Origin of the sequence: Mesorhizobium sp. M0019, assembly GCF_040323975.1 — a bacterium.
Classification (GTDB): Bacteria; Pseudomonadota; Alphaproteobacteria; order Rhizobiales; family Rhizobiaceae; genus Mesorhizobium.
Genome location: NZ_JAMYVK010000028.1, coordinates 43,709 through 65,157, shown reverse-complemented (window position 1 = coordinate 65,157; position 21,449 = coordinate 43,709). Strand labels below are relative to the sequence as shown.

General features: G+C 60.9%; 21 protein-coding genes. 9 read left to right on the top strand and 12 right to left on the bottom strand.

What is annotated here, in order from left to right; all coding sequences use genetic code 11:
• Positions 1-25: 25 nt before the first annotated feature.
• The 5 genes from NKK47_RS20370 to NKK47_RS20350 all read right to left on the bottom strand — a co-directional run bounded on the left by NKK47_RS20370 (position 26) and on the right by NKK47_RS20350 (position 4,633).
• Complete coding sequence (locus tag NKK47_RS20370) at positions 26-358, bottom strand: DUF779 domain-containing protein (protein ID WP_352578079.1); 333 nt, start codon at positions 356-358, stop codon at positions 26-28.
• Positions 359-426: 68 nt separating this feature from the next.
• A complete protein-coding gene (gene adh / locus NKK47_RS20365) occupies positions 427-1,944 on the bottom strand; it encodes an aldehyde dehydrogenase (RefSeq protein WP_352578055.1) in 1,518 nt (505 codons plus the stop codon).
• Positions 1,945-2,088: 144 nt separating this feature from the next.
• A complete protein-coding gene (locus NKK47_RS20360) occupies positions 2,089-3,057 on the bottom strand; it encodes a helix-turn-helix domain-containing protein (RefSeq protein ID WP_352578054.1) in 969 nt (322 codons plus the stop codon).
• A gap of 451 nt (positions 3,058-3,508) precedes the next feature.
• Positions 3,509-3,688 (bottom strand): YdhR family protein, encoded by a 180-nt coding sequence (locus NKK47_RS20355; protein ID WP_352455573.1) that lies wholly within the window; start codon positions 3,686-3,688, stop codon positions 3,509-3,511.
• 66 nt (positions 3,689-3,754) lie between these two features.
• Positions 3,755-4,633: a GNAT family N-acetyltransferase gene (locus tag NKK47_RS20350; protein ID WP_352455574.1), complete on the bottom strand. Its 879-nt coding sequence runs from the start codon at positions 4,631-4,633 to the stop codon at positions 3,755-3,757.
• Between the two features lie 242 nt (positions 4,634-4,875).
• Here NKK47_RS20350 and argE point away from each other — a divergent pair, with 242 nt between their 5' ends.
• From argE to NKK47_RS20325, 5 genes are all read left to right on the top strand, one after another.
• Positions 4,876-6,000: an acetylornithine deacetylase gene (argE, locus tag NKK47_RS20345; RefSeq protein WP_352578053.1), complete on the top strand. Its 1,125-nt coding sequence runs from the start codon at positions 4,876-4,878 to the stop codon at positions 5,998-6,000.
• Between the two features lie 16 nt (positions 6,001-6,016).
• A complete protein-coding gene (locus tag NKK47_RS20340; protein WP_352578052.1) occupies positions 6,017-6,940 on the top strand; it encodes a 2-hydroxyacid dehydrogenase in 924 nt (307 codons plus the stop codon).
• Between the two features lie 14 nt (positions 6,941-6,954).
• Complete coding sequence (locus NKK47_RS20335; RefSeq protein ID WP_023678793.1) at positions 6,955-7,311, top strand: cupin domain-containing protein; 357 nt, start codon at positions 6,955-6,957, stop codon at positions 7,309-7,311.
• A 171-nt stretch (positions 7,312-7,482) separates the two neighbouring features.
• Positions 7,483-8,526: a tartrate dehydrogenase gene (locus NKK47_RS20330; protein WP_352578051.1), complete on the top strand. Its 1,044-nt coding sequence runs from the start codon at positions 7,483-7,485 to the stop codon at positions 8,524-8,526.
• Positions 8,527-8,544: 18 nt separating this feature from the next.
• The gene (locus NKK47_RS20325; RefSeq protein ID WP_352578050.1) at positions 8,545-10,020 is read left to right on the top strand and encodes an NAD-dependent succinate-semialdehyde dehydrogenase; all 1,476 of its coding nucleotides are present in this window, start codon (positions 8,545-8,547) and stop codon (positions 10,018-10,020) included.
• A 155-nt stretch (positions 10,021-10,175) separates the two neighbouring features.
• Here NKK47_RS20325 and NKK47_RS20320 read toward each other — a convergent pair whose 3' ends face one another.
• Complete coding sequence (locus NKK47_RS20320; RefSeq protein ID WP_352578049.1) at positions 10,176-10,865, bottom strand: haloacid dehalogenase type II; 690 nt, start codon at positions 10,863-10,865, stop codon at positions 10,176-10,178.
• A 424-nt stretch (positions 10,866-11,289) separates the two neighbouring features.
• On the opposite strand from NKK47_RS20320, the gene NKK47_RS20315 reads away from it, so the two are divergent.
• Entirely contained in the window at positions 11,290-12,666 is a 1,377-nt protein-coding gene (locus NKK47_RS20315) for an aspartate aminotransferase family protein (RefSeq protein ID WP_352578048.1), read from the top strand.
• A 138-nt stretch (positions 12,667-12,804) separates the two neighbouring features.
• On the opposite strand, the gene NKK47_RS20310 is transcribed toward NKK47_RS20315, so the two are convergent.
• The 6 genes from NKK47_RS20310 to NKK47_RS20285 all read right to left on the bottom strand — a co-directional run bounded on the left by NKK47_RS20310 (position 12,805) and on the right by NKK47_RS20285 (position 17,265).
• Positions 12,805-13,131 (bottom strand): HVO_A0114 family putative DNA-binding protein, encoded by a 327-nt coding sequence (locus tag NKK47_RS20310; RefSeq protein WP_352578047.1) that lies wholly within the window; start codon positions 13,129-13,131, stop codon positions 12,805-12,807.
• 4 nt (positions 13,132-13,135) lie between these two features.
• Positions 13,136-13,675, bottom strand: a complete 540-nt coding sequence (locus NKK47_RS20305; protein ID WP_352578046.1) for a ribonuclease toxin HepT-like protein — start codon at positions 13,673-13,675, stop codon at positions 13,136-13,138.
• On the bottom strand, positions 13,662-13,982 hold the full coding sequence (locus NKK47_RS20300) for a nucleotidyltransferase domain-containing protein (RefSeq protein WP_352578045.1): 321 nt from the start codon (positions 13,980-13,982) through the stop codon (positions 13,662-13,664). Before NKK47_RS20300 ends, NKK47_RS20305 begins: the two co-directional genes overlap by 14 nt.
• A 312-nt stretch (positions 13,983-14,294) precedes the next feature.
• The gene (locus NKK47_RS20295) at positions 14,295-14,771 is read right to left on the bottom strand and encodes an Lrp/AsnC family transcriptional regulator (RefSeq protein ID WP_023678802.1); all 477 of its coding nucleotides are present in this window, start codon (positions 14,769-14,771) and stop codon (positions 14,295-14,297) included.
• Between the two features lie 10 nt (positions 14,772-14,781).
• Positions 14,782-15,855, bottom strand: coding sequence for a tartrate dehydrogenase (locus NKK47_RS20290; RefSeq protein WP_352578044.1), 1,074 nt, complete (start codon positions 15,853-15,855; stop codon positions 14,782-14,784).
• Between the two features lie 84 nt (positions 15,856-15,939).
• Complete coding sequence (locus tag NKK47_RS20285) at positions 15,940-17,265, bottom strand: NAD(P)/FAD-dependent oxidoreductase (RefSeq protein WP_352578043.1); 1,326 nt, start codon at positions 17,263-17,265, stop codon at positions 15,940-15,942.
• A 158-nt stretch (positions 17,266-17,423) separates the two neighbouring features.
• On the opposite strand from NKK47_RS20285, the gene NKK47_RS20280 reads away from it, so the two are divergent.
• The 3 genes from NKK47_RS20280 to NKK47_RS20270 all read left to right on the top strand — a co-directional run bounded on the left by NKK47_RS20280 (position 17,424) and on the right by NKK47_RS20270 (position 21,402).
• Positions 17,424-17,627 (top strand): hypothetical protein, encoded by a 204-nt coding sequence (locus NKK47_RS20280; protein WP_352578042.1) that lies wholly within the window; start codon positions 17,424-17,426, stop codon positions 17,625-17,627.
• A 416-nt stretch (positions 17,628-18,043) separates the two neighbouring features.
• Positions 18,044-19,708 carry an ABC transporter ATP-binding protein gene (locus tag NKK47_RS20275; protein WP_352578078.1) on the top strand — a complete coding sequence of 555 codons (1,665 nt, stop codon included), beginning with the start codon at positions 18,044-18,046 and terminating at the stop codon, positions 19,706-19,708.
• A 23-nt stretch (positions 19,709-19,731) separates the two neighbouring features.
• A complete protein-coding gene (locus NKK47_RS20270; protein ID WP_352578041.1) occupies positions 19,732-21,402 on the top strand; it encodes a peptide ABC transporter substrate-binding protein in 1,671 nt (556 codons plus the stop codon).
• Positions 21,403-21,449 lie beyond the last annotated feature (47 nt).

Below are 21,449 nucleotides of genomic sequence, written 5' to 3'. Positions count from 1 at the left end.
TCGAAATCAAACCGGCAGGTTTCGCCTATGCGGTGCAGATTGTCGACCGGGTCAGGAACCGCTTCTCCCGTCCGTTATCCAGCGAGAACATGCCACCGCGACCCGGCACCACGTCGATGATGAGATCGGTATGTTTCCAAGCCTCGAATTGCGACGCACCGATGTAGAACGGCGCGTCGCCGATGTGGCCGAGCAACACATCCTGATCGCCGACGATGAAGCCAGCACGCGGATAGCACATCGGCGAAGAGCCGTCGCAGCAGCCGCCGGATTGATGGAACAGCACCGGACCGTGCTCGGCGACAATCTCGGCGATCAGTTCAAGGGCTGCCGGTGTCGCTGTGACCTTCGCTCGCATCATGTTTTCCGATTTCCAGCCTTTGGCGCGGCCCCTCGCGGAGCCGCGCCTGTGGGTCAAAGCGGCGATCAGAAGAAGCCGAGCTTTTTCGGGCTGTAGCTGACCAGCATGTTTTTGGTCTGCTGGTAGTGGTCGAGCATCATCTTGTGCGTCTCGCGGCCGATGCCGGACTGCTTGTAGCCGCCGAAGGCCGCATGCGCGGGATAGGCGTGGTAGCAGTTGGTCCAGACGCGGCCCGCCTGGATCGCGCGGCCGAACCGGTAGGCGCGGTTGCTGTCGCGTGTCCAGATACCGGCGCCGAGGCCGTAGAGCGTATCGTTGGCTATGCTGAGCGCTTCGTCGTCGTCCTTGAAGGTCGTGACCGAGACCACCGGTCCGAAGATCTCTTCCTGGAAGATGCGCATCTTGTTGTGGCCCTTGAACACCGTCGGCTTCACGTAGTAGCCGCCGGCGAGATCGCCGGGCAGGACGTTGCGCTCGCCACCGGTCAGCAACTCGGCCCCTTCCTGGCGGCCGATGTCGATGTAGGACAGGATCTTTTCCAACTGCTCGGATGATGCCTGGGCACCGATCATCGTTGCCGGGTCGAGCGGATCGCCCTGCACGATCGCCTCGACACGCTTCAGCGCACGTTCCATGAACCTGTCGTAGATCGATTCATGAATGAGCGCGCGGCTCGGGCAGGTGCAGACTTCGCCCTGATTCAGCGCGAACATGACGAAGCCTTCGATCGCCTTGTCGAAGAAATCGTCGTCTTCGGCGACAACGTCCTTGAAGAAGATGTTGGGCGACTTGCCGCCCAGTTCCAGGGTGACGGGGATCAGGTTCTGGCTGGCATACTGCATGATCAGCCGGCCGGTCGTGGTTTCTCCGGTAAAGGCGATTTTGGCAATGCGCGGCGACGACGCGAGCGGCTTACCGGCTTCGAGGCCGAAGCCGTTGACAATGTTGAGCACACCGGGCGGCAGCAGATCGCCGATAAGATCGGCCCACAGCAAGATGGCAGCCGGGGTCTGCTCGGCAGGCTTCAGCACGACGCAGTTTCCGGCGGCAAGCGCGGGAGCAAGTTTCCAGCAGGCCATCAGCAGCGGGAAGTTCCACGGGATGATCTGGCCAACCACCCCGAGCGGCTCATGGAAATGATAGGCGACGGTATCGTCGTCGATCTGCGAAAGGCTGCCTTCCTGGCCACGCAAGGCGCCAGCGAAATAGCGGAAATGGTCGATGGCCAAAGGCAGGTCGGCGGCGGTCGTTTCGCGGATCGGTTTGCCGTTGTCCCAGGTTTCGGCGCATGCGAGGAGATCGAGTTTTTCCTCCATGCGATCGGCGATGCGATTGAGGATGAGTGAGCGCGCGGCCACGCTGGTGCGCCCCCAGGCGTCCTTGGCGGCATGGGCAGCGTCTAAAGCCGCCTCGATGTCCTGGGCATCCGAGCGCGCCACCTCGCAGAGCAGCTGACCATTTATCGGCGAGAAGTTCTCGAAGTAACGGCCCGAACGCGGTTCGGCCCATTTGCCGCCGATGAAATTGCCGTAACGCTTATCGAAGGGCGCCTTGACCGGGCGTGAGAATTCAACCTTATTCAAGTGTCTTCCTCCCAAAGCTGGCGCCGCGGAATGCGACGCTTCGGAAAGAGACTTGCGATCTCCCACCGCTATTGCCAATGCGCCGAGGACAGTGGGCGGGCGGGTGTGTCGCAGAATTGCGACAGTCATGCGACGTTTCAATAGTCAGTGGGACCTGTGGACGTCCAGGCGGTTGAGCTTGCGGTGAAGCGTGGCGCGACTGATGCCGAGCGCATGGGCCGCGGCCGAGACATTTCCGTCTGCCCGCGCCAGGGCCCGCTGCAGAACGCCGCGCTCCGCCTCGGCGAGGAGTTCGGGGCGGCTCTCGGCCCAACCGAGCAGATCGGCCGCAGGCATCGGCTTGTCGAGACACTGTTGCGTAATTCCAAGCGCCAGGCGAGCCGAACGGGTCGCGCCGACCACAAGGTCGTCCGCATCAACCGCGATCAACGCGCCGGAACCCCTGTCGGGCACCGGCGCCAGCAGAATGCGCGCCTTGGGGAATGCCATTTTGAAGTTCTCGGCCTCGATCCGACGCGCCGCGTCGACGACGGCCATGGAAATAAGGTTGGAGAAGACCTCGGTCAGATCAGCCCGGCAGGAAGACACGTCAAGGGCAGCCGCAAGGTCTCCACGGTGATCATAAATCGGAGCCGTGGTGCAGCTCAGCCCGGTGTTGCGCGTGTGAAAATGCTGATCACGGTGGATCGTCAGGACGCGCTGTTCCACCAGGCAGGTGCCGATACCGTTGGTGCCCTCGCTCTCCTCGTTCCAGACGGACCCTGTCCATAACCCCCAGGAACGAAACGTCTCGTCGTCCACAGGCGCGCCGCGCCGTTCGACCGGCACGCCGTCGCGATCGGCGAGCAGGACGCAGCATCCAACGCCGCCCACCGCAAGATAGAGCCGGTCCAGGCTTGATTGAGCAACCCGGACGAGCGGCCCGATGCGTTGCCGGGCCTCTCCCAATTCCGCCTCTGTCAGATAGCGTGGGGGGCTGCAATCGGCCGGATCGAGCCGGTGCAGACTGGAAGACCGTCGCCAGGAAGCGACCAGCGCGGACTTCGCCGCCGCGTCCGAAGCGATCGCGGCCTGAACGCGGTCGGCGTGATGACCGGATAGATCCTCACCCATGCTTGTCCTCCCAGAACCCCAGCTCTCTTCCTGTCGGCTACTAGACCACGGCTGCTTCAAGGCAAGCTAACGCTGGTGTCCTGCCAAGTTCCGCTTTCGATCACCGCACTGTCAATTCGACAGAAGAACCAGACATCCGCTATGTTTTCCTGTCAGTCAGTGACGTTGGCCAATGGGTAGTCGTCCTCGCCTGTGCCCCCACACACTCTCTCTCTCTCTCTCTCTCTCTCTCTCTCTCTCTCTCTTCCAGGCAACTGTTCGGCTGATCCCCGCAAGCCTACCGGTATGAACTGGGCATTCATTGATCCATAGCAAAGACGGCTGACCATAATCAGCTGCGGGATCGTGCGGAACAATACGGGAAGCTTTCTGATTGTGGCCTCCAAAAACCCAACAAATCAACCTTTCGGCACATCCCCCGGGCCCACCAAATTATTACATATCTATCGGCTCATCGTCCACGGGTGGCCATCGACAGCCGTTCGTTGACAGCGTACGAGCGAACGCCGATGTCGGCGATACCGAAACAGTTCAGGTGCGCGGAATGTTTCTCGGTATACGCTTGCGCGTGCTCGACGCTGTCGAACAAATAGACCCGCCCGCGACATCTCGATCGGGCGCCTCGGTCCACACTTCCAGATTAGCCCGGGCTCATTGATTCTCTGACGGCTGGTTGAAGGCGACAGTATGCTTGCATTCAGCTCAAGGCGTGGCCGGCCAATCCATAGACCCAAGGCCCATTGTCTTGCCGGTTCAGGAAGCGGCGCCCTTTGGACATGGTCGTAACGGTCTCGGCAATGCCGAGGCCGCTCTGCTGGAGAAACGCGGCAAACACGCCATCCTTCTCGCGGGTGTCGACGCGGGCGAATCGTCCTGCCAGTTCCTTCAGATGCAGGGCTGTAAGATGGACCGCGTCGAGATCGTTTCGCGCGACCATGGGGCCGATCACGTGACCACGACCGAACTCGCGACACATGGAATAGCCGACGATTTCGCCGCCGCGGCTCAAAGTGCAGATTGAGGCATCCACTGCGAGCAACGCGAGCAGCCTCTCGCGGTTTATCCCTAACGCGCGCGTATCCAGCGGCGTGATGTCCTTAAGCCTGTCGCTCGACAGCGCCTGCAATTCACCGTTCAAGGCCGGCATAGCCGGGAGTGTTTGTGGGACCTCCCCCTGGCGCTGGTATACGATCGCCTCGGTCGTGAAGCCGAGTGAAACATAGAGGGGGTAGGCAGCATGGGTCGCGTTGAGTGCCAAATTGCGATCGCCGCACTGCTCAAGGACTAGGTCCATGAGCCATCGGCCGCCTCCTTGCGTTTGTGTGCGCGGCGTTGTGATCACCAGGCCAATGGTGGCAAAGTCGTCCCCGTGGGGAAACCACATCGCGCTCCCGAAAACGCGTCCAATACCATCAACGGCAACAATGCCGCGTCCGGCACGGCGCAGAAAGTCCCAATCCTTCGGCCGGTGAGGCCAGCGGACTGAGATCGACAGCGCGTGCAGTAGCTTGACGTCGACATCATCAATGTCCCGCGCGACCAGTTCGAAGGATTTCAGGCGTACTGATCTCTGCATCTCAATCGATCCGCTCCTTCAACGAATGCGCAAGGCACGCGGTGTTGATCCTGTCATCGATCGCCATGTCGCGACATACCTCTTTTGCCGCAGCATTATACGGGAAAGCCAGCAGGTTTCGCTGGTTCGAGGTGCTTTTTCGCAATCTTCGGCCAAAGCACGACGCAATTCGGCAGGGAACACTGCTGCCTGCGGATAGGCTGGTTGCACCCGGTGATAGTGTGCAAGCAGAGCGGACCGCCATGAACGTGGAAGAAATCCTCGCGACCCTGGTTGCATTTCCCTCTGTTGTGGGCTCGCCAAACGGCGCGATCGTCGATTGGATCCGCGACTACTGTCAGGCAGCCGGAGCCGAGGTGACGGTTCTCCCCGGTCCCGAGGGCGACCGGTCCAACCTTTTCCTCACGATCGGCCGGCGCCAGGGTCGGGGCTATATCATCTCCGGGCATATGGATGTCGTCCCGGCCGGCGAGCCGGAATGGAGCTCGGACCCGTTCGTTCTGCGCCGCGAGGGCGGCAGGCTTTACGGCCGCGGCACCTCCGACATGAAGGGCTTCCTCGCCTGCGCATTGGCGGCGCTCCCAGGACTTGCGGCGATGAACCTGCGGCAGCCAGTTCATCTCGCATTCTCATATGACGAAGAGGCGGGGTGCCGTGGTGTGCCGCATCTCCTAGCCGCGTTGCCGAGCTTATGCGAGAGGCCGCTTGGCGCGATTGTCGGCGAGCCGAGCGGGATGCAGCCTGTGCGCGCGCACAAGGGGAAGGCCGCCGCGCGGCTCGAGGTGATCGGGCGATCCGGCCATTCCTCACGCCCCGATCTCGGACTCAACGCCGTGCACGCCATGGCCGGCGTCATCGCGCACGCCGTGGCCTACGGCCAATCCCTCGCCGACGGGCCGCTCGATCAAAATTTCGAGCCCCCGTATTCTTCGTTGCAGGTGGGCGTCATCGCCGGTGGACAGGCGGTCAACATCACCCCTGGCCACTGCACAGCCGATATCGAGGCGCGTGCCGTGCCCGGCGTTTCTCCAGCCTCCCTGCTTGAGCCGGTCAAGGCCCGGCTTTTCGCTCTGCGAGACAGCGGCTTCGATGTGGCGTGGCATGAGTTGAGCACCTATCCCGCCCTTGCGCCCGCCAACGGGAGCGCGCTAGCGGCCGTTCTGACGGAGCTGACGGGGCAGGAGCCGCTGACAGCTGTGAGTTACGGCACGGAGGCCGGACTTTATCAGCAGGCCGGCATCGATGCGGTCGTTTGCGGACCTGGCGACATCGGCCGTGCCCATCGTCCCGACGAATATATCGAGATTGGTGAACTCGCCGCTTGCCGGAAGATGATCGAGGGGCTCGGCGCGCGTCTTGCGGCCTGAAGGAAGGGCGGTCACCATGGCGTTTCTTTTCAATTCCGATGCGGCGCGTGCTGCGGTCTTCCGCGAGATCTTTGCGCGCCAGCTCCCAGATCTGGAATTCGTCCATTCCGGGGACGAGATGGAGCCGGAGAAGGTGCGCTATCTCATCACCTGGACGGTGCCGGACGAGATCTCGCGCTACCGCAATCTGGAAGTGCTGTTTTCCATCGGAGCGGGCGTCGACCAGTTCAAGCAGGACGTGGTGCCAAGCCATGTGAAGCTTGTGCGCATGGTCGAGGACGGCATCATACGGATGATGCAGGAATACGTCGCGCTCGGCGTGTTGGCGCTCCACCGGGAGATGCCCGCCTATCTCGAGCAGCAGAAAAGATGCCTCTGGCAACCGATTGCCGCTCGACAGGCGGCCGAACGCGGGGTTGGCTTCCTCGGCCTTGGCATGCTGGCGCAGGCGGCGATCGAGCGCTTGAAGCCCTTCCAGTTTCCGCTTGCCGGGTGGAGCCGCAGCGAAAAGCGGATAGAGGACGTCGCCTGTTTTCACGGCACGGACCAACTCGCGGGCTTTCTGAAGCAAACGGATATTCTCGTCTGCCTGCTTCCGCTCACGGAACAAACGCACGGCATGCTCGATGCAGAGTTCTTCGACTTACTGCCCGTCGGGGCGCAGTTGCTGCATGTCGGCAGGGGTCCGCAACTGGACCAGGCCGCGCTGATCAACGCGCTCGACACCGGTCACGTATCTGCGGCGATGCTTGATGTCACCGATCCAGAACCGCTCCCGGAAGACCATCCGCTGTGGTCGCATCCGAAGGTGATGATAACGCCGCACATCGCCTCGGTGACGCAACCGCATACGGCGGCACAATCCGTCGTTGACAACATCCGGCGCCACCGCGCCGGAGAAGAACTGATCGGCCTCGTCGATCGGACACTCGGCTACTAACCAGGAAACATCACATGTCACTTCTGATCACGATCGACACAGTTCCAGACTTCGCGCCGAAGGAGGCACTACCGGCTCCGGAGCGGCTCATTTCCGGCAATCCATCCTTCAAGACCTGGGCGCAGGATGCCTCGAAGGGCGAAAAGGTGCTCACCGGTGTCTGGGAGGCGACGCCCGGCGAGACGCATTCGATCAAGGGCACTATCTACGAGTTCTGCCACATAGTTTCGGGTCTCGTCGAAATCGAGGAGAAGGGCGGTGAGACCAAGACCTACCGCGCCGGCGACAGTTTCGTGATGAAGCCTGGTTTCGTCGGCGTCTGGCGCACTATCGAGACCGTGCGCAAGATCTACGTCTGCGTTTATGACTGAGTTCAGCGCTCAAAGTCCCGCCGAATAGCGCGCGGAGGCTTCAGAACAATCGGCTTTTCAAGTTCCGCCTGACGCGATTCGACGCCGTCACACGGCTCATCCTCGACGGAAAATGCGGCAGGCGGTCGACTATTCTTCCGATGACGTTAGTGCGAATGAGGACCTCCATCAATGAAGACCTACAAGATAGCGCTCATCCCCGGCGACGGCATCGGCAAGGACGTCACGCAGGCGGCATGGCAGGTGCTGCAGGCGGCGGCTAAGCGGGGCGGTTTCGCCCTTGATGACACAAGATTCCCGTGGTCGTGCGCCTACTACCTGGAGACCGGTGCAATGATGCCGTCAGACGGCATCGAGACACTTCGAAAATTCGATGCGATCTATCTCGGCGCTGTGGGTTGGTCCGCGAAAGTGCCCGACTCGGTATCGCTTCACGGACTGCTCCTGCCGATCCGGAAAGGGTTCACGCAGTACGCCAACATACGACCGCACCGGCTGTTGCCGGGCGTTCAGGGGCCCCTCCGCTCCGATGGTTTCGATATCCTGTGCATCCGCGAGAATACGGAAGGCGAATATTCCGGCGCCGGTGGGCGCGTTCATTCCGGCACGGCCGATGAGGTCGCGGTAGAGACCGCGATTTTCACGCGTACGGGTGTCGAACGGATCATCCGTTTCGGTTTCGAACAGGCGCGGGCGCGTCGCAGGAAGCTCGCATCTGTCACCAAATCCAACGCGCAGAAACACACCATGGTTTTCTGGGATGAGGTCACGCGCGAGTTGGCAAAAGACTATGCCGATGTGGAGGTCTCGCACTACCACATCGACGCCATTGCCGCCCGTATGGTCCTGGCGCCGGAAAGCCTCGACGTAATCGTCGCATCGAACCTTTTCGGCGACATCCTCACCGATATTGGAGCGGCCATTCAGGGCGGGCTGGGTTACGCCGCCTCCGCCAATATCAATCCCGATCGCAGCGCGCCTTCCATGTTCGAGCCGGTCCATGGCTCGGCGCCCGACATCGCGCATCTCGGTGTCGCCAATCCGATCGCTGCGATCTGGTCCGGTGCGATGATGCTCGAGCATCTGGGCGAGGGGCAGGCTGCGGCAGAAGCCATGTCGGCAATCGAGTCCGCAACCGCGCGGGGGATTGGCACGATCGCAGGCAAGGACAGGACTGAAACAATCACGCAGGCCGTGCTGGCAGGATTGAGCTGAAAGAGCAGAGGAAAGACCATGAATGTGATGACGAAGATTGGTATGTTCAACGATTCCGACCTTTTCCGCCAGCAGGCGCTGATTGGCGGTGTCTGGCGGGATGGCGAAACGAAGCGCGTGGTCGATGTCATTGACCCTGCCAGCCAAAGTGTTCTCGGCACCGTTCCCGCAATGGGCGAGAACGAGACGAGAGCGGCAATCGCTGCCGCGGCTGAGGCCTTCAAAAGCTGGAAGAAGAAGACCCATGCCGAGCGTGCAGGACTTCTGGAACGCTGGCACGACCTCATCCGCCAGCACGAACAGGATCTCGCGTTCCTGCTGACGCTGGAACAAGGCAAGCCACTTGCCGAGGCGGTGGCGGAAATCCGCTACGGCGCATCTTTTGTGAAATGGTTTGCGGAGGAGGCGCGCCGGATCGGTGGCTCGACCATTCCGTCACCCACGGCCGATCGCCGCATTCTGGTGCTGAAAGAACCTGTCGGCGTCTGCGCCATCATCACGCCGTGGAATTTTCCCAACGCGATGATCGCACGCAAAGTGGCACCGGCGCTGGCCGCAGGTTGTACGGTTGTCATCAAGCCGTCGGAATTTACGCCATTCTCGGCGCTGGCGCTCGGCGTTCTGGCGGAACGGGCAGGTATCCCTGCCGGCGTGATCAATATTGTGACCGGCATGCCCATCGAAATCGGCAACGAACTGATGGCCAACGAGACGGTGCGCAAGATCTCGTTCACCGGTTCGACCCGCGTCGGTGCGCTGCTCATGCGTGGCGCGGCCGATAGCATCAAGCGGCTGAGCCTGGAGCTTGGCGGCAACGCACCCTTTATCGTCTTTGACGACGCCGATCTGGATAAGGCAGTTGAAGGGGTGATCGCATCCAAGTTCCGCAATGGCGGTCAAACCTGCGTCTGCGCGAACCGGATTCTCGTGCAGGAAGGCGTTTACGATGCTTTCGCCGAAAAGCTGAGCCAGCGCGTCACACGGATGAAGGTTGGCGCGGGGACCGACGAGGGCACTGAGATCGGCCCGATGATCAACGCGGCCGCGATCGACAAGATCGAGCGTCACATCGCGGATGCACAGGCGAAAGGTGCGCAGATCATCGCTCAAAGCGAGACGGTGCCCGAGGGTAAGCAATATGCACGGCCCGTCGTGCTGGGAGGGGCTACTACCGGGATGCTCCTGGCATCGGAAGAGACGTTCGGTCCGGTGGCGCCGCTTTTTCGCTTCGAGACGGAGGAAGAGGCCATCGCCCTCGCGAACGGTACGCCGTTCGGCCTTGCCGCCTACTTCTACACCGACAACTTCAAGCGCTCATGGCGTGTTGCCGAGGCGCTGGAGTTCGGTATGGTCGGGCTCAACACAGGCATGATCTCGACCGAGGTTGCGCCTTTCGGCGGTGTCAAGCAGTCGGGAGTGGGGCGCGAAGGATCGCAGCTCGGCATCGAGGAATATCTCGAGGTCAAGGCGCTTCATGTTGGCGGGCTTAACTAGTTATCTTGCACGCAGGTGGAAACACTTGCAGCCCTAAAGCGTTGGAACCACAAGAAAGGGGCGGTGAAAACCGCCCCTTTCTCCATTGCGACCAGTGAGGCATTAACGTTTTGGGAGCGCCTCAGTCTGGTGTGACTGCGCCAGCAAACAGACGTTCAGGCGAATTCCCGAACGGGCTCCAGGCCGACGGCGCCGGCCAGACTGCCGATATCCTTGATTTCGGTATATTCGTAGAAGGGGTTCGCAGGCTCGTGACCGCGGTTCACCCAGACCTTGCTCTTGATACCGAGATCATAGGCGGTCATGAGATCATAGCGAAATGAGGACGACACGTGCGTAATGTCCTCCGGGCCGCAGCCGAGCTTCTCGAACATATATTCGAAGCCCTTCATCTGCGGCTTGTAGGCGCCGGTCTCCTCCGCCGTGATGACCATGTGGAACGGTGCGCCGAGTTTCTCCACGTTCGACATGATTAGGCTCTTCATGGAGTTCGACAGGATCACCAGCGGGATTTCCTTGGCGACCTTGGCCAGGCCCGCCGGGACATCCGGATGCGGACCCCATGTCGGCACTTCCGCATAGATGCGCTGGGCATCCTCGGGCCGGAATGCGACGCCGTTGCGCTTGCAGGCACGTTCCACGGAATTGTGCACGACCTCGCTGTACGGCTTCCAGGCGCCAAGAACCTCATCGAGGCGATAGGCCGAGAAATCCTTGCTGAACTGCGCCATCCCAGCTGGGGAGAGCTGCGCACCATATACGCGTCTCGCCGCGCCGGCCATGTCGAAGTTGGTCAGTGTACCGTAGCAGTCAAAGGTGATGTATTTCGGTCTGAACTGGGTCATGAGCGTCGATCCTTCCAATCCTGTCGGCACTGCGTGCCTTTAACAGCAAGGATCATATGAGGACCGGAGAAGACTAGTCGCCGCATTCGATGCGCCCTGAAGCAGATTGTTTTGTATTGCGTGAGAGCTTTGGCAGAGAGTTGCGCCTGAGTTCGTTTCGAGCTTCGGCGGGCGCGTGATCTCTCAGCCGTGCGTGGCATAAGATGCGGCGCCGGCGGCAAAGGAAAGTCAAAACGCCTATCGCTCAGGTTCTGGTCGGGAGGAACTGCTGCCCGCGGCAGCCTATCTTGGACCTAGAGAATTCAGGCCCGAATGAACATGACCGCGCAACAGATCACGCTGGAAAACGAGCTGAAGGACGAAACCACACCACACCGGACTTATGCTCTCGTCAGTCAGGCACTGCGCTGAATCGGAGGAAGAAATGCTGGCAAACTCACTGATCGAACTCGATCGCGCACATCTGGTTCACCCGTTTTCATGCTATCGGAGCCACGAGGACACGGGCGTGCGGGTGCTCAAATCCGCCAAAGGCGCAACCGTGACCGATGCAAGCGGGAAAACCCTGCTGGACGGATTCGCCGGTCTATGGTGTGTCAACATCGGATACGGCCAGGAAAGCGTCGTTGAGGCGGCCGCAAAGCAGCTAAGAGAGCTTCCCTATGCGACGGGATATTTCGGGCTGGGATGCGAGCCTGCCATTCGCCTTGCCGCCAGGCTTGCCGAACTGGCGCCAGGCGATTTGAACCATGTCTATTTCACGCTTGGCGGCTCCGACGCAGTCGACAGTACGATCCGCTTTATTCGCTATTACTACCATGCCAAGGGTACGCCGCAAAAAGACCAGTTCATCTCGGTTGAGTATGGCTACCATGGATCCTCGACGGCAGGGTCAGGTCTGACAGCGATCCCGGCCTTCCATGCGGGTTTCGGCGTGCCTTACGACTGGCAGCACAAGATTCCCTCGCACTACGCCTATCGCAATCCGGTCGGTTCTGACCCGCAGTCGATCATCGATGCATCGGTCGCGGCGCTGCGGTCCAAAATCGCGGAACTCGGCGCGGGCCGCGTTGCGGCCTTCTACGCCGAACCCATCCAGGGTTCGGGCGGTGTCCTCGTTCCACCGACAGGTTGGCTGAAGGCTCTGCACGCCGTGTGCAAGGAACACGACATTCTGTTCGTTGCCGACGAAGTCATCACTGCCTTTGGTCGTACCGGCCCGCTCTTCGCGTGTGAGGAAGACGAGGTCGTGCCGGATTTCATGACCACGGCGAAGGGACTGACCTCGGGCTACGTGCCGATGGGCGCCGTTTTTATGTCGGACCACGTGTACCATACGATCGCGGACGGAGCCGGCAAAGCGGCTGTCGGCCATGGCTATACTTATTCGGCCCATCCCGTGAGCGCAGCGGTCGGGCTCGAATGCCTGCGTCTCTATGAAGATGGCTTGCTCGAGAATGGGCGGAAAATGGGGAAGCGCTTGATGGAAGGCCTTCGCTCGCTCGCCGACCACCCGCTGGTTGGCGACATTCGCGGTCGCGGCATGCTCGCAGCAATCGAGTTGGTCACCGACAAGGCACGCAAGACGCCGCTGCCGGCGGCGGCCGATCCGGGGCGCCGCATCTTCGAGCGCGCGTGGGCGAACGGCCTTGTCATCCGTGCCTTCAACAGCGGCATCCTCGGCTATGCGCCGCCGCTCTGCTGCACAGACGACGATATTGATGGAATCCTCGAACGCACGCGGATGACGCTGGACCAAACCCTCCAAGATAAGGATGTGCGGGCAGCGATGAAGGGATGATCAGCGGGCGCATTGCATCGACCAGGGCCTTTTGGGACTAGCTTGGCGATCGGCTCGGCGTCACCGAGGCTTCACGTCCAATACTTGCCAAACCTGGTCAGCGGCGATTTCGCATCCCACTGATCGACTTTTGCCCTGTCACCCATCGCGCAGCAAAGATGATGGTCCGGCGATTTGTCTCCACGAATCGTCGACCTCGCATCGCCCATTCTGAAGCTCAGCGAGGTCGATCGTGACTCGTTGCACGGCGAGTTCGGGTCTCTTCGGCCTGGAGCCCGTCATTGAGACAATTCCCGCCCGCTCTAGGGCCGCCAAGGAGCGGGATACGTTCGGCTGCGGACGCGCCGCCAACCTGCACAGTTCCGTGATGCTTTGCGGTCGATACCGATGGATCAGCGCCACCAGCCGACAATTCTCAGGGGTCAACGCCCGCAGAATCTCTTCCGGCGCGCACGACTGGGCCATTGGTTCAGGGACCACCAGATGCCCCGCCGCCTGAGCCGTCGCCGCCGCCATCACTGTCGTGCGTGTTTTCCTCAGTAAGGGTGCTTTCCAAGTAAACAATGGCCTCGACGAAAGACGGAAATGCCTCTTTTACCCTGTCGAGGCTTTCCTGCACCTTGTCTGTTTTCAGGTCAAAACCGTACCGATGCCTCACCAGGTGACGGAATCCCTTTAACTCACTCAAGGACTGATAAAGCTCGGGGTCGAGCACAGCCGGCCGGATGCCTGCAATTTCCGCCGACATCTGATCGAGCACGTCCTGGTGCATCGTAGGCCCTTGGGGAACAAGGCCGTCTATGTCGTTGGAGAGGCTGAGCAGGATGTCCTCGATGCCGTTGTAGACATTGTGAACTCCCAGCGAAACTGCTGCGACCGCGCCCCATTCGCCGCGTGACAGCTCACTCCGATGAGCCGCCAGATATTCCTCGATTTGCTGCAGTTCCTTCGCAGCGCGGTCGATTTTTGGCGACAGTTTTGCGAATGCCGGATGCTTAAACGCTGTCATTAAGCAATTCCTGCACTCGTTCGGACGAAACGTCTGAGGCAAAGATCAGGTCATAAGGAATGTTCGTTCCCCGAAGCTGGTCTGCGACCAAACGCTCTACCATGGCCCGGCGCGCGGGATCAGTGCGTCCGTGCACCAGCAGATCTACGTCCGAGTGGACGCGGAAACGGTTTTTCGCGAGGGATCCGACAACAGAGATATCGACGCCGCGGGCTTTGGCGTTCCGGAGAATACGCGATACACAGGCTTGCGCGGTCTTCCGGCGATCGTCAGCTCTTCGGTGGATCAAAGTGTTAATCTTGTTCATCTTTTCGCCTGCTGCCTTGGTCCAACTGTGACTCGAGGCGAGATTGTCGCAACTCCGCAAGCTGTGCGTGCTACCTGCCTATATATCATTGCATGATATATATTCAAGCCATTTGACGAGGACAAGGCGAAAACAGGCGTTCGCTGGAAATGTCCAGATGCAGTCGAAGTTTTAGGCTAAGCGCCGTTCAGGCGAGTGGCAATGACGGCCTCCGCCGAATCGTGACACCGTCATTCGACAAATGCCGCGCGCGCAACAAGATGGAGCTTGGCACGAGCGCGGCCGCTTGAGGACCGAGCCGGAGCAGCTTTCTCATTTGTCGAAAATGATGTCGAGAGGCAAATGGGATTTCACGATCGGTGACTTCAGCACGACGAAGCTGAAATATTTGTCGATTCCGATATCCAATTCGATCATGCGCTCCATGATCGTCTGGTACTCGCTGATGCCCGCTGTGACAAACTTCACAAGATAGTCGTAGCCGCCTGAAACTAGATGGCATTCGATGACAGAATCGACTTTCTGAATTGCGGTGAGAAATCTCGCGAAGTCGTTCTGTTGATGGTGCTTGAGCGTGACTTCAGTGAAGATCGTTAGAGTCTGTCCGAGCTTGGACACATCGATCTGGGCGGAATAGCCGGTGATGAAGCCTTCCGCCTGAAGCTTCTTCACCCGCATCAGGCAAGGGCTCGGCGAAAGGTTGACCAGGTCGGCAAGCTCGACATTGGTGACCCGCCCGTTCTTTTGCAGTTGGGATAAGATCTTGATGTCGATCCTGTCGAGCTTCACTGGAAACCTGTCACACGTTCGAACCGCGGATCGCCCGACAGACGGCGTCCGTCACCTCCTGCGTGGTCGCTGTCCCTCCTAAGTCCGGCGTCAGCACGCCTTCACTCGTCACCGCTTCCACAGCGCTCATCAACCGCACGGCCGCTGCGCTCTCGCCCAGATGTTCGAGCATCTGGGCAGCGGTCCAGAAGGTGGCGACCGGGTTGGCAATACCTTTGCCGGCGATGTCGAATGCCGAGCCGTGAATTGGCTCGAACATCGAGGGATAGCGCCGCTCGGGATCAATGTTGGCGGTCGGTGCAACGCCGAGACTGCCCGCGAGCGCGCCTGCAAGGTCCGACAATATGTCGGCGTGAAGATTGGTGGCGACGATTGTATCGAGGCTCCGAGGTTTCAACGTCATACGCACTGTCATAGCATCGACTAGCATCTTGTCCCACGCGACGTCCGGGAATTCCTGCGCCACCTCGGCTGCGATTTCGTCCCACATTACCATGCCGTGACGCTGCGCGTTGGATTTCGTAACAACTGTCAGGAGCTTTCGCGGCCGTGACTGCGCCAGCCGGAATGCATAGCGCATGATGCGGGTGACGCCGACGCGCGTGAAGATCGCGACCTCGGTTCCGACCTCCTCGGGGAGTCCGCGATGGGCGCGGCCGCCGTGGCCCGAATACTCGCCCTCGGAATTCTCCCGCACGATCACCCAATCCAGATCGCCAGGGCCAACGCCCGCCAGCGGCGAAACAATCCCGGGCAATATCCTGGTCGGCCGCACGTTGGCGTACTGATCAAAGCCTTGGCAGATCGGCAGCCGGAGGCCCCAGAGCGTGATGTCGTCAGGCAGATCGGGGGCGCCCACCGCGCCAAAGAAGATGGCGTCGAAGCGCTTCAGTTGCGCCACCCCATCTTCGGGCATCATCCGACCATGGGCCTTGTAATAGTCTGAGCCCCAGTCGAAGTGCTGGACGCGGAGCTTGAAGTCGCCGCAGCGCTGCTGCAGCGCCTCAAGCGCCTGGAGACCTGCGGCAATCACCTCTGGGCCGATCCCGTCGGCAGGAATGGCGGCAATCTCATATTCGCGCATCGTCACTTCCCTGTTTTTTGGTGCTGGCCGCCTCGTGACCTCAATCTCGTGTGCGATCGATTGTATGTTGGCAAGACGGTCTTCTCAGAATTCAGCGACCTTGCCCCACGCAGCAGTCTTCAGGCGCTCGGGCCTATAAGGACGCGGATCGACGATCGGCTCGCTGCCTGTAATGATGTCGGCGATCATATGCCCCGCGCCGGGGCCAATCCCGAAGCCGTGACCGCTGAATCCGGCCGCCAGGATGAAACCCGGAATCCCCTCCACTTCGCCGACTGCGGGAATGCCATCGGGTGTACTGTCGATATAACCCGCCCACATATCGGAGATCGCGACGCGTTGGAGTTCGGGGATCAATTCGCAGGCTCTTCGATATGTCAGCCGAATCTGTCCCATGTCGGGCTTCGGGTCGAGAATGCGGTTCCGTTCCATTGGCGTGATGTCGTCGAGGGTCCATTTGCGCAGGCTTTCATGGCCCTGACGCCAGCCGTCGAAGGCGCCCGGGGCGAGATTGCGCCAGCGGCGGGCGAACATAGGTACAAACTCGCGGCTGAACCTGAACTGCTGCGGCGTTGGATCGACACGCGCCCGCCCGCTGATCGCCAGCGCGTATCCACCGTTGCTACGCCGCGTCAGAGAGACGCGCGTGGTATGCAGGGCATCCGGCAGGCTGTTTGCGCCGGGTGCCACGGCCAGAATGGACGAACGCACGGCAGCTTGCGGGAAACGCACACCAAGCTGGTTGCAGAAGGAAGAAGCCCACGCGCCCCCGGCCATGACAACGGTCTTTGTCTGGATGGTGCCGGCTTCGGTAACCACAGCGCTCACCCGGCCGGCGCTCAACTCCAGCCCGCGCGCCGCGCAGTGCTGATGTACGGTGCCGCCCGCCGCCATGATGCCGCGCGCGGCAACCGGCACTGCCTTGGAAGGGTCCGCCGTTCCGTCAGTTGGCGAGAACACGCCACCTTTCCATTTGCGGCCCGTCGCTTTGCCCCGTTCGGTGGCTTCTTCCGCGCTCAGCATGTGCGTGGTGACCCCGACCGTTCTCGCAAAATCGCGCCACTTTGCCCAGCCTGCCAGCTCATTTTCGTCCTGTGAGAGATAGAGGAGCCCGCAGCGGCGGAAGCCGGTGTCTTGGCCGGTCTCCTGTGCCACCTTCTCCCAGAGGTCGAGACTCTTGGTCGCCATCGGCAGCTCGCGCGCATCGCGGTTCTGCTGGCGGCACCAGCCCCAGTTGCGGCTGGACTGCTCGGCCGCGATGCGCCCCTTCTCGACCAGGGCGACCTTGAGGCCGCGGCGCGCCAGATAGTATGCGCTGAACACGCCCACCACGCCGCCGCCGATGACGACGACGTCCGCCTCGCGAGGGAGGGAAGGGCTGCAGTCGATGTGCATGAGCGGCGCGGGCATGGATGGGACTCCGGTAATTTGAAGCATCCTAACCTGCCGCCCGCAAATGCAGGCTGCGGAGTTTGTGCCTGGACGGAATTTCCTGCGTTTAGCAGCCCCCAGGACAGGCAATTATTGCGCGAAAAGCTCGCTGCGCGGAGCAAGCGGGAGTAAACTTCATGCAGTCGCGTCATCTGCGGCATGGGCGGCACACGGCGCAGTCGTCGACCTTGATCGGCAGCGCCTTGGCCGACATTGTGATGGGCCGCACGGTCACCAATCCGCTCGGCGGCATGGCCTGCACATGTGCCGATGTACACCGGAAAGCCTTGGTCCTATCCCTCATGGGCGCGTATTGCCGGATGAAGGATATGGTTGCCTGATCCCGGTTTCCGCGCCGAAACGCGAACAGAGTGAAATGCCGAACTGGATGTTCTTTTCAGAAGTTCCTGCCGCCCGAGGGCCAAGTTTCGAAGACTCTGCGGAAACAGAACAGTCAAACTGGCTGGAAGAACGGAGCAACCCTTCCTTATGGCAGGCAGGCTCCAGAGGACATTCGACAGGCAAGGCTTGCCCCTTCGGAGAGTTCTCCAAGAAAAAAGGGAACAGAGTCCGGTACACGGACCGGATTTCATAAGGGAGCCGCCAGGATGAGCAGAACCCGTCTCTCGCAGCCTCAGCGCGCGAAGCGCCGAGAAGGCCAGACTACGGCCGCTACAGTGAGGCGCTTCTGCTCAAAGGGCGATGAAGCGGTCCGCAACAGGGTGGACGCGCTCGGTTGAAAGGGGAGGTGATCTCGATGGTCGCAAGCATCCAGGCTGTAGCCCCCCACGATGTGGCGCTTTCGGTGCGCGACCTCACGGTGAATTTGCCGCAAGGCATGGAACGGACCCATGCTGTCAAGGACATTTCCTTCGATCTGAAACGCGGCCAGATACTCTGCATTATAGGCGAGTCCGGATCGGGTAAGTCGGTCACGGCGAACGCGATCATGGGGCTACTGCCCAAGGTGATCCGCCTCTCATCGGGAATAATCCAGCTGGAGGGGATGAACATCATCGGCATGTCGCCCGACAAGCTGCGCAACCTGCGTGGACGGGTCGTGTCGATGATCTTTCAGGACCCGCTCTCGGCGCTCAATCCCCTGATGACGGTGGGCGCGCAGATTGACGAGGTCATGGCCGCGCATGGCTTCGGCACGCCACAAATCTGTCGAAACCGCGCTATCGAGCTGCTCACTGAAGTAGGCCTGCCAGATCCCGAACTCATGTATCACCAGTACCCTTTCCGGCTTTCGGGCGGGCAGCGGCAGCGCGTCATGATCGCCATGGCCCTGGCGCTCGAGCCGACGGTGCTGATTGCGGATGAACCAACCACCGCGCTCGACGTCACCACCCAGGCTCAGATCCTGCAACTGATCCGTGACATTCAGCGGCGCAAGGGCATGAGCGTGATGTTCATCACCCACGATTTCGGCGTGGTGGCCGAGATCGCCGACAGCGTCGTCGTGATGGAAAAGGGCCATGTCGTCGAACAAGGCAGCGCCGAGCAGGTGTTGAACTCGCCCAAGCACCCTTATACCCAGCGCCTGATTGCAGCCGTACCGCATTTGACCGGCGAAGATCGCCCTCGTCCGGAGGCTGCCAGCAAGGAGCCGATCCTGAAGGTTGAGGGTCTGGTGAAGACCTATCGCGGCGGCAGCGCGCTGTTCGGCGCGCAACGAGTTGTGACAGCGGTAAACGAGGTGTCGTTCGAACTGGCGCCCGGCCGCACGCTGGGGGTCGTAGGCGAGAGCGGTTCGGGGAAATCCTCGCTGGGCCGGCTCCTGATCAAGCTGCTGGACAGTGACGGCGGCGGGATCTTGTTCGAGGGCTGTGACATAGCCAAGCTTTCCGAAGCGAAGTTCCGCCCGCTTCGACCGCGGATCCAGATGATCTTCCAGGATCCCTTCGCTTCTCTGAATCCACGCTCGACGGTCGGCCACATCATGACGGTAGGTCCGGTGGCGCACGGGATGCCTTATGCTCAAGCGCGCGATGAAGCGCGTGCACTTCTGGCACATGTCGGTCTCGATGACGGCGCTTTTGGCCGCTACCCGCACGAGTTCTCGGGTGGGCAACGCCAGCGCATCGGCATCGCTCGTGCGCTGATGTTCAAGCCGAAGCTGTTGATTGCCGACGAGGCGGTCTCCGCACTCGACGTGTCGATTCAGGCGCAGATCCTGCAGCTTCTGGACCAGATCCAGCGGGAGACCGGCGTGTCGATGGTCTTCATCACGCACGACCTGCGCGTCGCCAGCCAGATCTGCGACGAAATCGCGGTGATGCAGAAGGGCCGGATCGTCGAGCGCGGACCGCCCTCGCAAATATTCCTGAACCCGCAAGCAGCCTACACGCGCCAACTGGTAGCGGCAATTCCAGGAGAGCGGCCGGGCAATGCCCGTCCAGTAGCAGCAAACGCATAAGAAATAACAAGAGAGGAACTACCATGACCAAAAATTCATCGACTACGTCCAACTACTCGAGGCGCGAAGCGCTGCGACTGATGGCGATAGGTGGGGCTGCAGGCCTCATCGCGCCCAATCTGTTGGGCAAGCCCGCCTTCGCCAAGACCCCTCCTGCAGGCCCGGCCGGTCGCGTCATCGTCGGCCTCTCCCAAGAGCCGACCGTGTTCAATCCGCTGATGGCGCATATCGAAGTCGATGACGCGGTCCATTTCTCGGTTTTCGACGCGCTGGTCCGCATGGATCCCCAAGGTGGCCTACATCCAAACCTCGCAGCCGAGGTGCCAAGCCAAAAGAACGGCGGCATTTCGGAGGACGGTCTCAACTGGCGCATCCGGTTGCGTGACAATGCCCGCTGGCACGACGGTGAGCCCTTCACGGCCGAGGACGTGAAATTCACCCTTGAACTCATCACGAACCCGAAGTTTCGCGCTTGGCGCACGAGCGGCCATTCGCTCGTGCAGGACATCACAGTGGTTTCGCCCACCGAGATCACATGGCGGATGAACGAGGCTTTTGCGCCCTATCTTTCGTTCTTGGCCGAAACGTTCATCGTGCCCAAGCACATTCTGGAGAAAGAGGCCGATCCGAATACAGCCGCCTTCAACCAAGCGCCCGTCGGCACCGGCGCATTCAAATGGAGCCAGCGCGTCGCAGGTGATCACATCGAGCTCGTCGCCAATCCTGAGTACGCGGGCGAAGGCCCCTATGTCGAGCAGCTCATCTTCAAATACATCCCCGACATGACGGTGCTCTACACGCAATTCAAGAGCGGCGACGTGGACCTGGTCGATCAGTCGTACATCACCGCCGACCATTATACTGAAGCCCGCGAACTAGCAGACCGCGTGGTGACACTTGAGACCGGGTCATCCCTGGAGTCGATCTACCTCAATTTGGGCCGCCCGCAGTTCAAGGAGTTGGCAGTGCGCCAGGCGCTCTACGCCGCCTTGGATAGGAAAGCGATCGTCGACACGATCTATTACGGCGTGGGCACTCTCACCGAGACCTTCATGCCGAAGGAGTCCTACTACTACGACCCGAACCTGCCGGTTCAGGAGTTCAATCTGGACCGGGCGCGCCAAATCCTTGATGAGGCCGGCTGGGCGCCGGGGCCGGATGGAATCCGCGCCAAGGATGGGGTGCGGCTGTCCTTCTCCAACTCGACAACTTCTGGCAACAACCTCCGCGAGCAGACGCAGCAGTTCCTGCAGCAGACGTTTGCCGAGATCGGCGTCGAGATGACGATCTCGAATTTGCCGGCTGCAGTTATGTGGGGCGAGTTCTGGCTGAAGTCGCAATTCGACACCGCCATGGTGGGCGTCACCTATCTGATTGCCGCGGACCCCGACGCCACAAACCGGCTCCATACGAAGGCAATCGCCGCTCAAGGCGGACACGGTTCGAACACCGGGCAATATTCCAACCCTGAGGTCGATGCCCTGCTCGAAAAGGGCGCTCGCAGCTTCGATCCGGAAGAACGACGCGGGATCTATAATCGCGTGCAGGAAGTGGTGCGCCATGATCTGCCCTTCCTGCCGCTGTTCGCGTACACAATCGTCCTCGGGCGCAAGAAAGGGTTGGACGGCTTCGAGCCCAACGCCAACACCCGCACCGCGTCGTGGGATGCCGCAGCCTGGCAGTGGAAGGCCTAATCCACGCAGTTGCCGCCGCCCCGCCGATTCCGCCGCGGCGGCGGCAA

Excerpts from the sequence above, each read along its gene's own strand:
- NKK47_RS20370 (WP_352578079.1), bottom strand. The coding sequence starts at position 358 with ATGCGAGCGAAGGTCACAGCGACACCGGCAGCCCTTGAACTGATCGCC.
- NKK47_RS20360 (WP_352578054.1), bottom strand. The coding sequence starts at position 3,057 with ATGGGTGAGGATCTATCCGGTCATCACGCCGACCGCGTTCAGGCCGCG.
- NKK47_RS20350 (WP_352455574.1), bottom strand. The coding sequence starts at position 4,633 with ATGCAGAGATCAGTACGCCTGAAATCCTTCGAACTGGTCGCGCGGGAC.
- argE (WP_352578053.1), top strand. The coding sequence starts at position 4,876 with ATGAACGTGGAAGAAATCCTCGCGACCCTGGTTGCATTTCCCTCTGTT.
- NKK47_RS20340 (WP_352578052.1), top strand. The coding sequence starts at position 6,017 with ATGGCGTTTCTTTTCAATTCCGATGCGGCGCGTGCTGCGGTCTTCCGC.
- NKK47_RS20335 (WP_023678793.1), top strand. The coding sequence starts at position 6,955 with ATGTCACTTCTGATCACGATCGACACAGTTCCAGACTTCGCGCCGAAG.
- NKK47_RS20330 (WP_352578051.1), top strand. The coding sequence starts at position 7,483 with ATGAAGACCTACAAGATAGCGCTCATCCCCGGCGACGGCATCGGCAAG.
- NKK47_RS20325 (WP_352578050.1), top strand. The coding sequence starts at position 8,545 with ATGAATGTGATGACGAAGATTGGTATGTTCAACGATTCCGACCTTTTC.
- NKK47_RS20320 (WP_352578049.1), bottom strand. The coding sequence starts at position 10,865 with ATGACCCAGTTCAGACCGAAATACATCACCTTTGACTGCTACGGTACA.
- NKK47_RS20315 (WP_352578048.1), top strand. The coding sequence starts at position 11,290 with ATGCTGGCAAACTCACTGATCGAACTCGATCGCGCACATCTGGTTCAC.
- NKK47_RS20310 (WP_352578047.1), bottom strand. The coding sequence starts at position 13,131 with ATGGCCCAGTCGTGCGCGCCGGAAGAGATTCTGCGGGCGTTGACCCCT.
- NKK47_RS20305 (WP_352578046.1), bottom strand. The coding sequence starts at position 13,675 with ATGACAGCGTTTAAGCATCCGGCATTCGCAAAACTGTCGCCAAAAATC.
- NKK47_RS20300 (WP_352578045.1), bottom strand. The coding sequence starts at position 13,982 with ATGAACAAGATTAACACTTTGATCCACCGAAGAGCTGACGATCGCCGG.
- NKK47_RS20290 (WP_352578044.1), bottom strand. The coding sequence starts at position 15,855 with ATGCGCGAATATGAGATTGCCGCCATTCCTGCCGACGGGATCGGCCCA.
- NKK47_RS20285 (WP_352578043.1), bottom strand. The coding sequence starts at position 17,265 with ATGCCCGCGCCGCTCATGCACATCGACTGCAGCCCTTCCCTCCCTCGC.
- NKK47_RS20280 (WP_352578042.1), top strand. The coding sequence starts at position 17,424 with ATGCAGTCGCGTCATCTGCGGCATGGGCGGCACACGGCGCAGTCGTCG.
- NKK47_RS20275 (WP_352578078.1), top strand. The coding sequence starts at position 18,044 with ATGGTCGCAAGCATCCAGGCTGTAGCCCCCCACGATGTGGCGCTTTCG.
- NKK47_RS20270 (WP_352578041.1), top strand. The coding sequence starts at position 19,732 with ATGACCAAAAATTCATCGACTACGTCCAACTACTCGAGGCGCGAAGCG.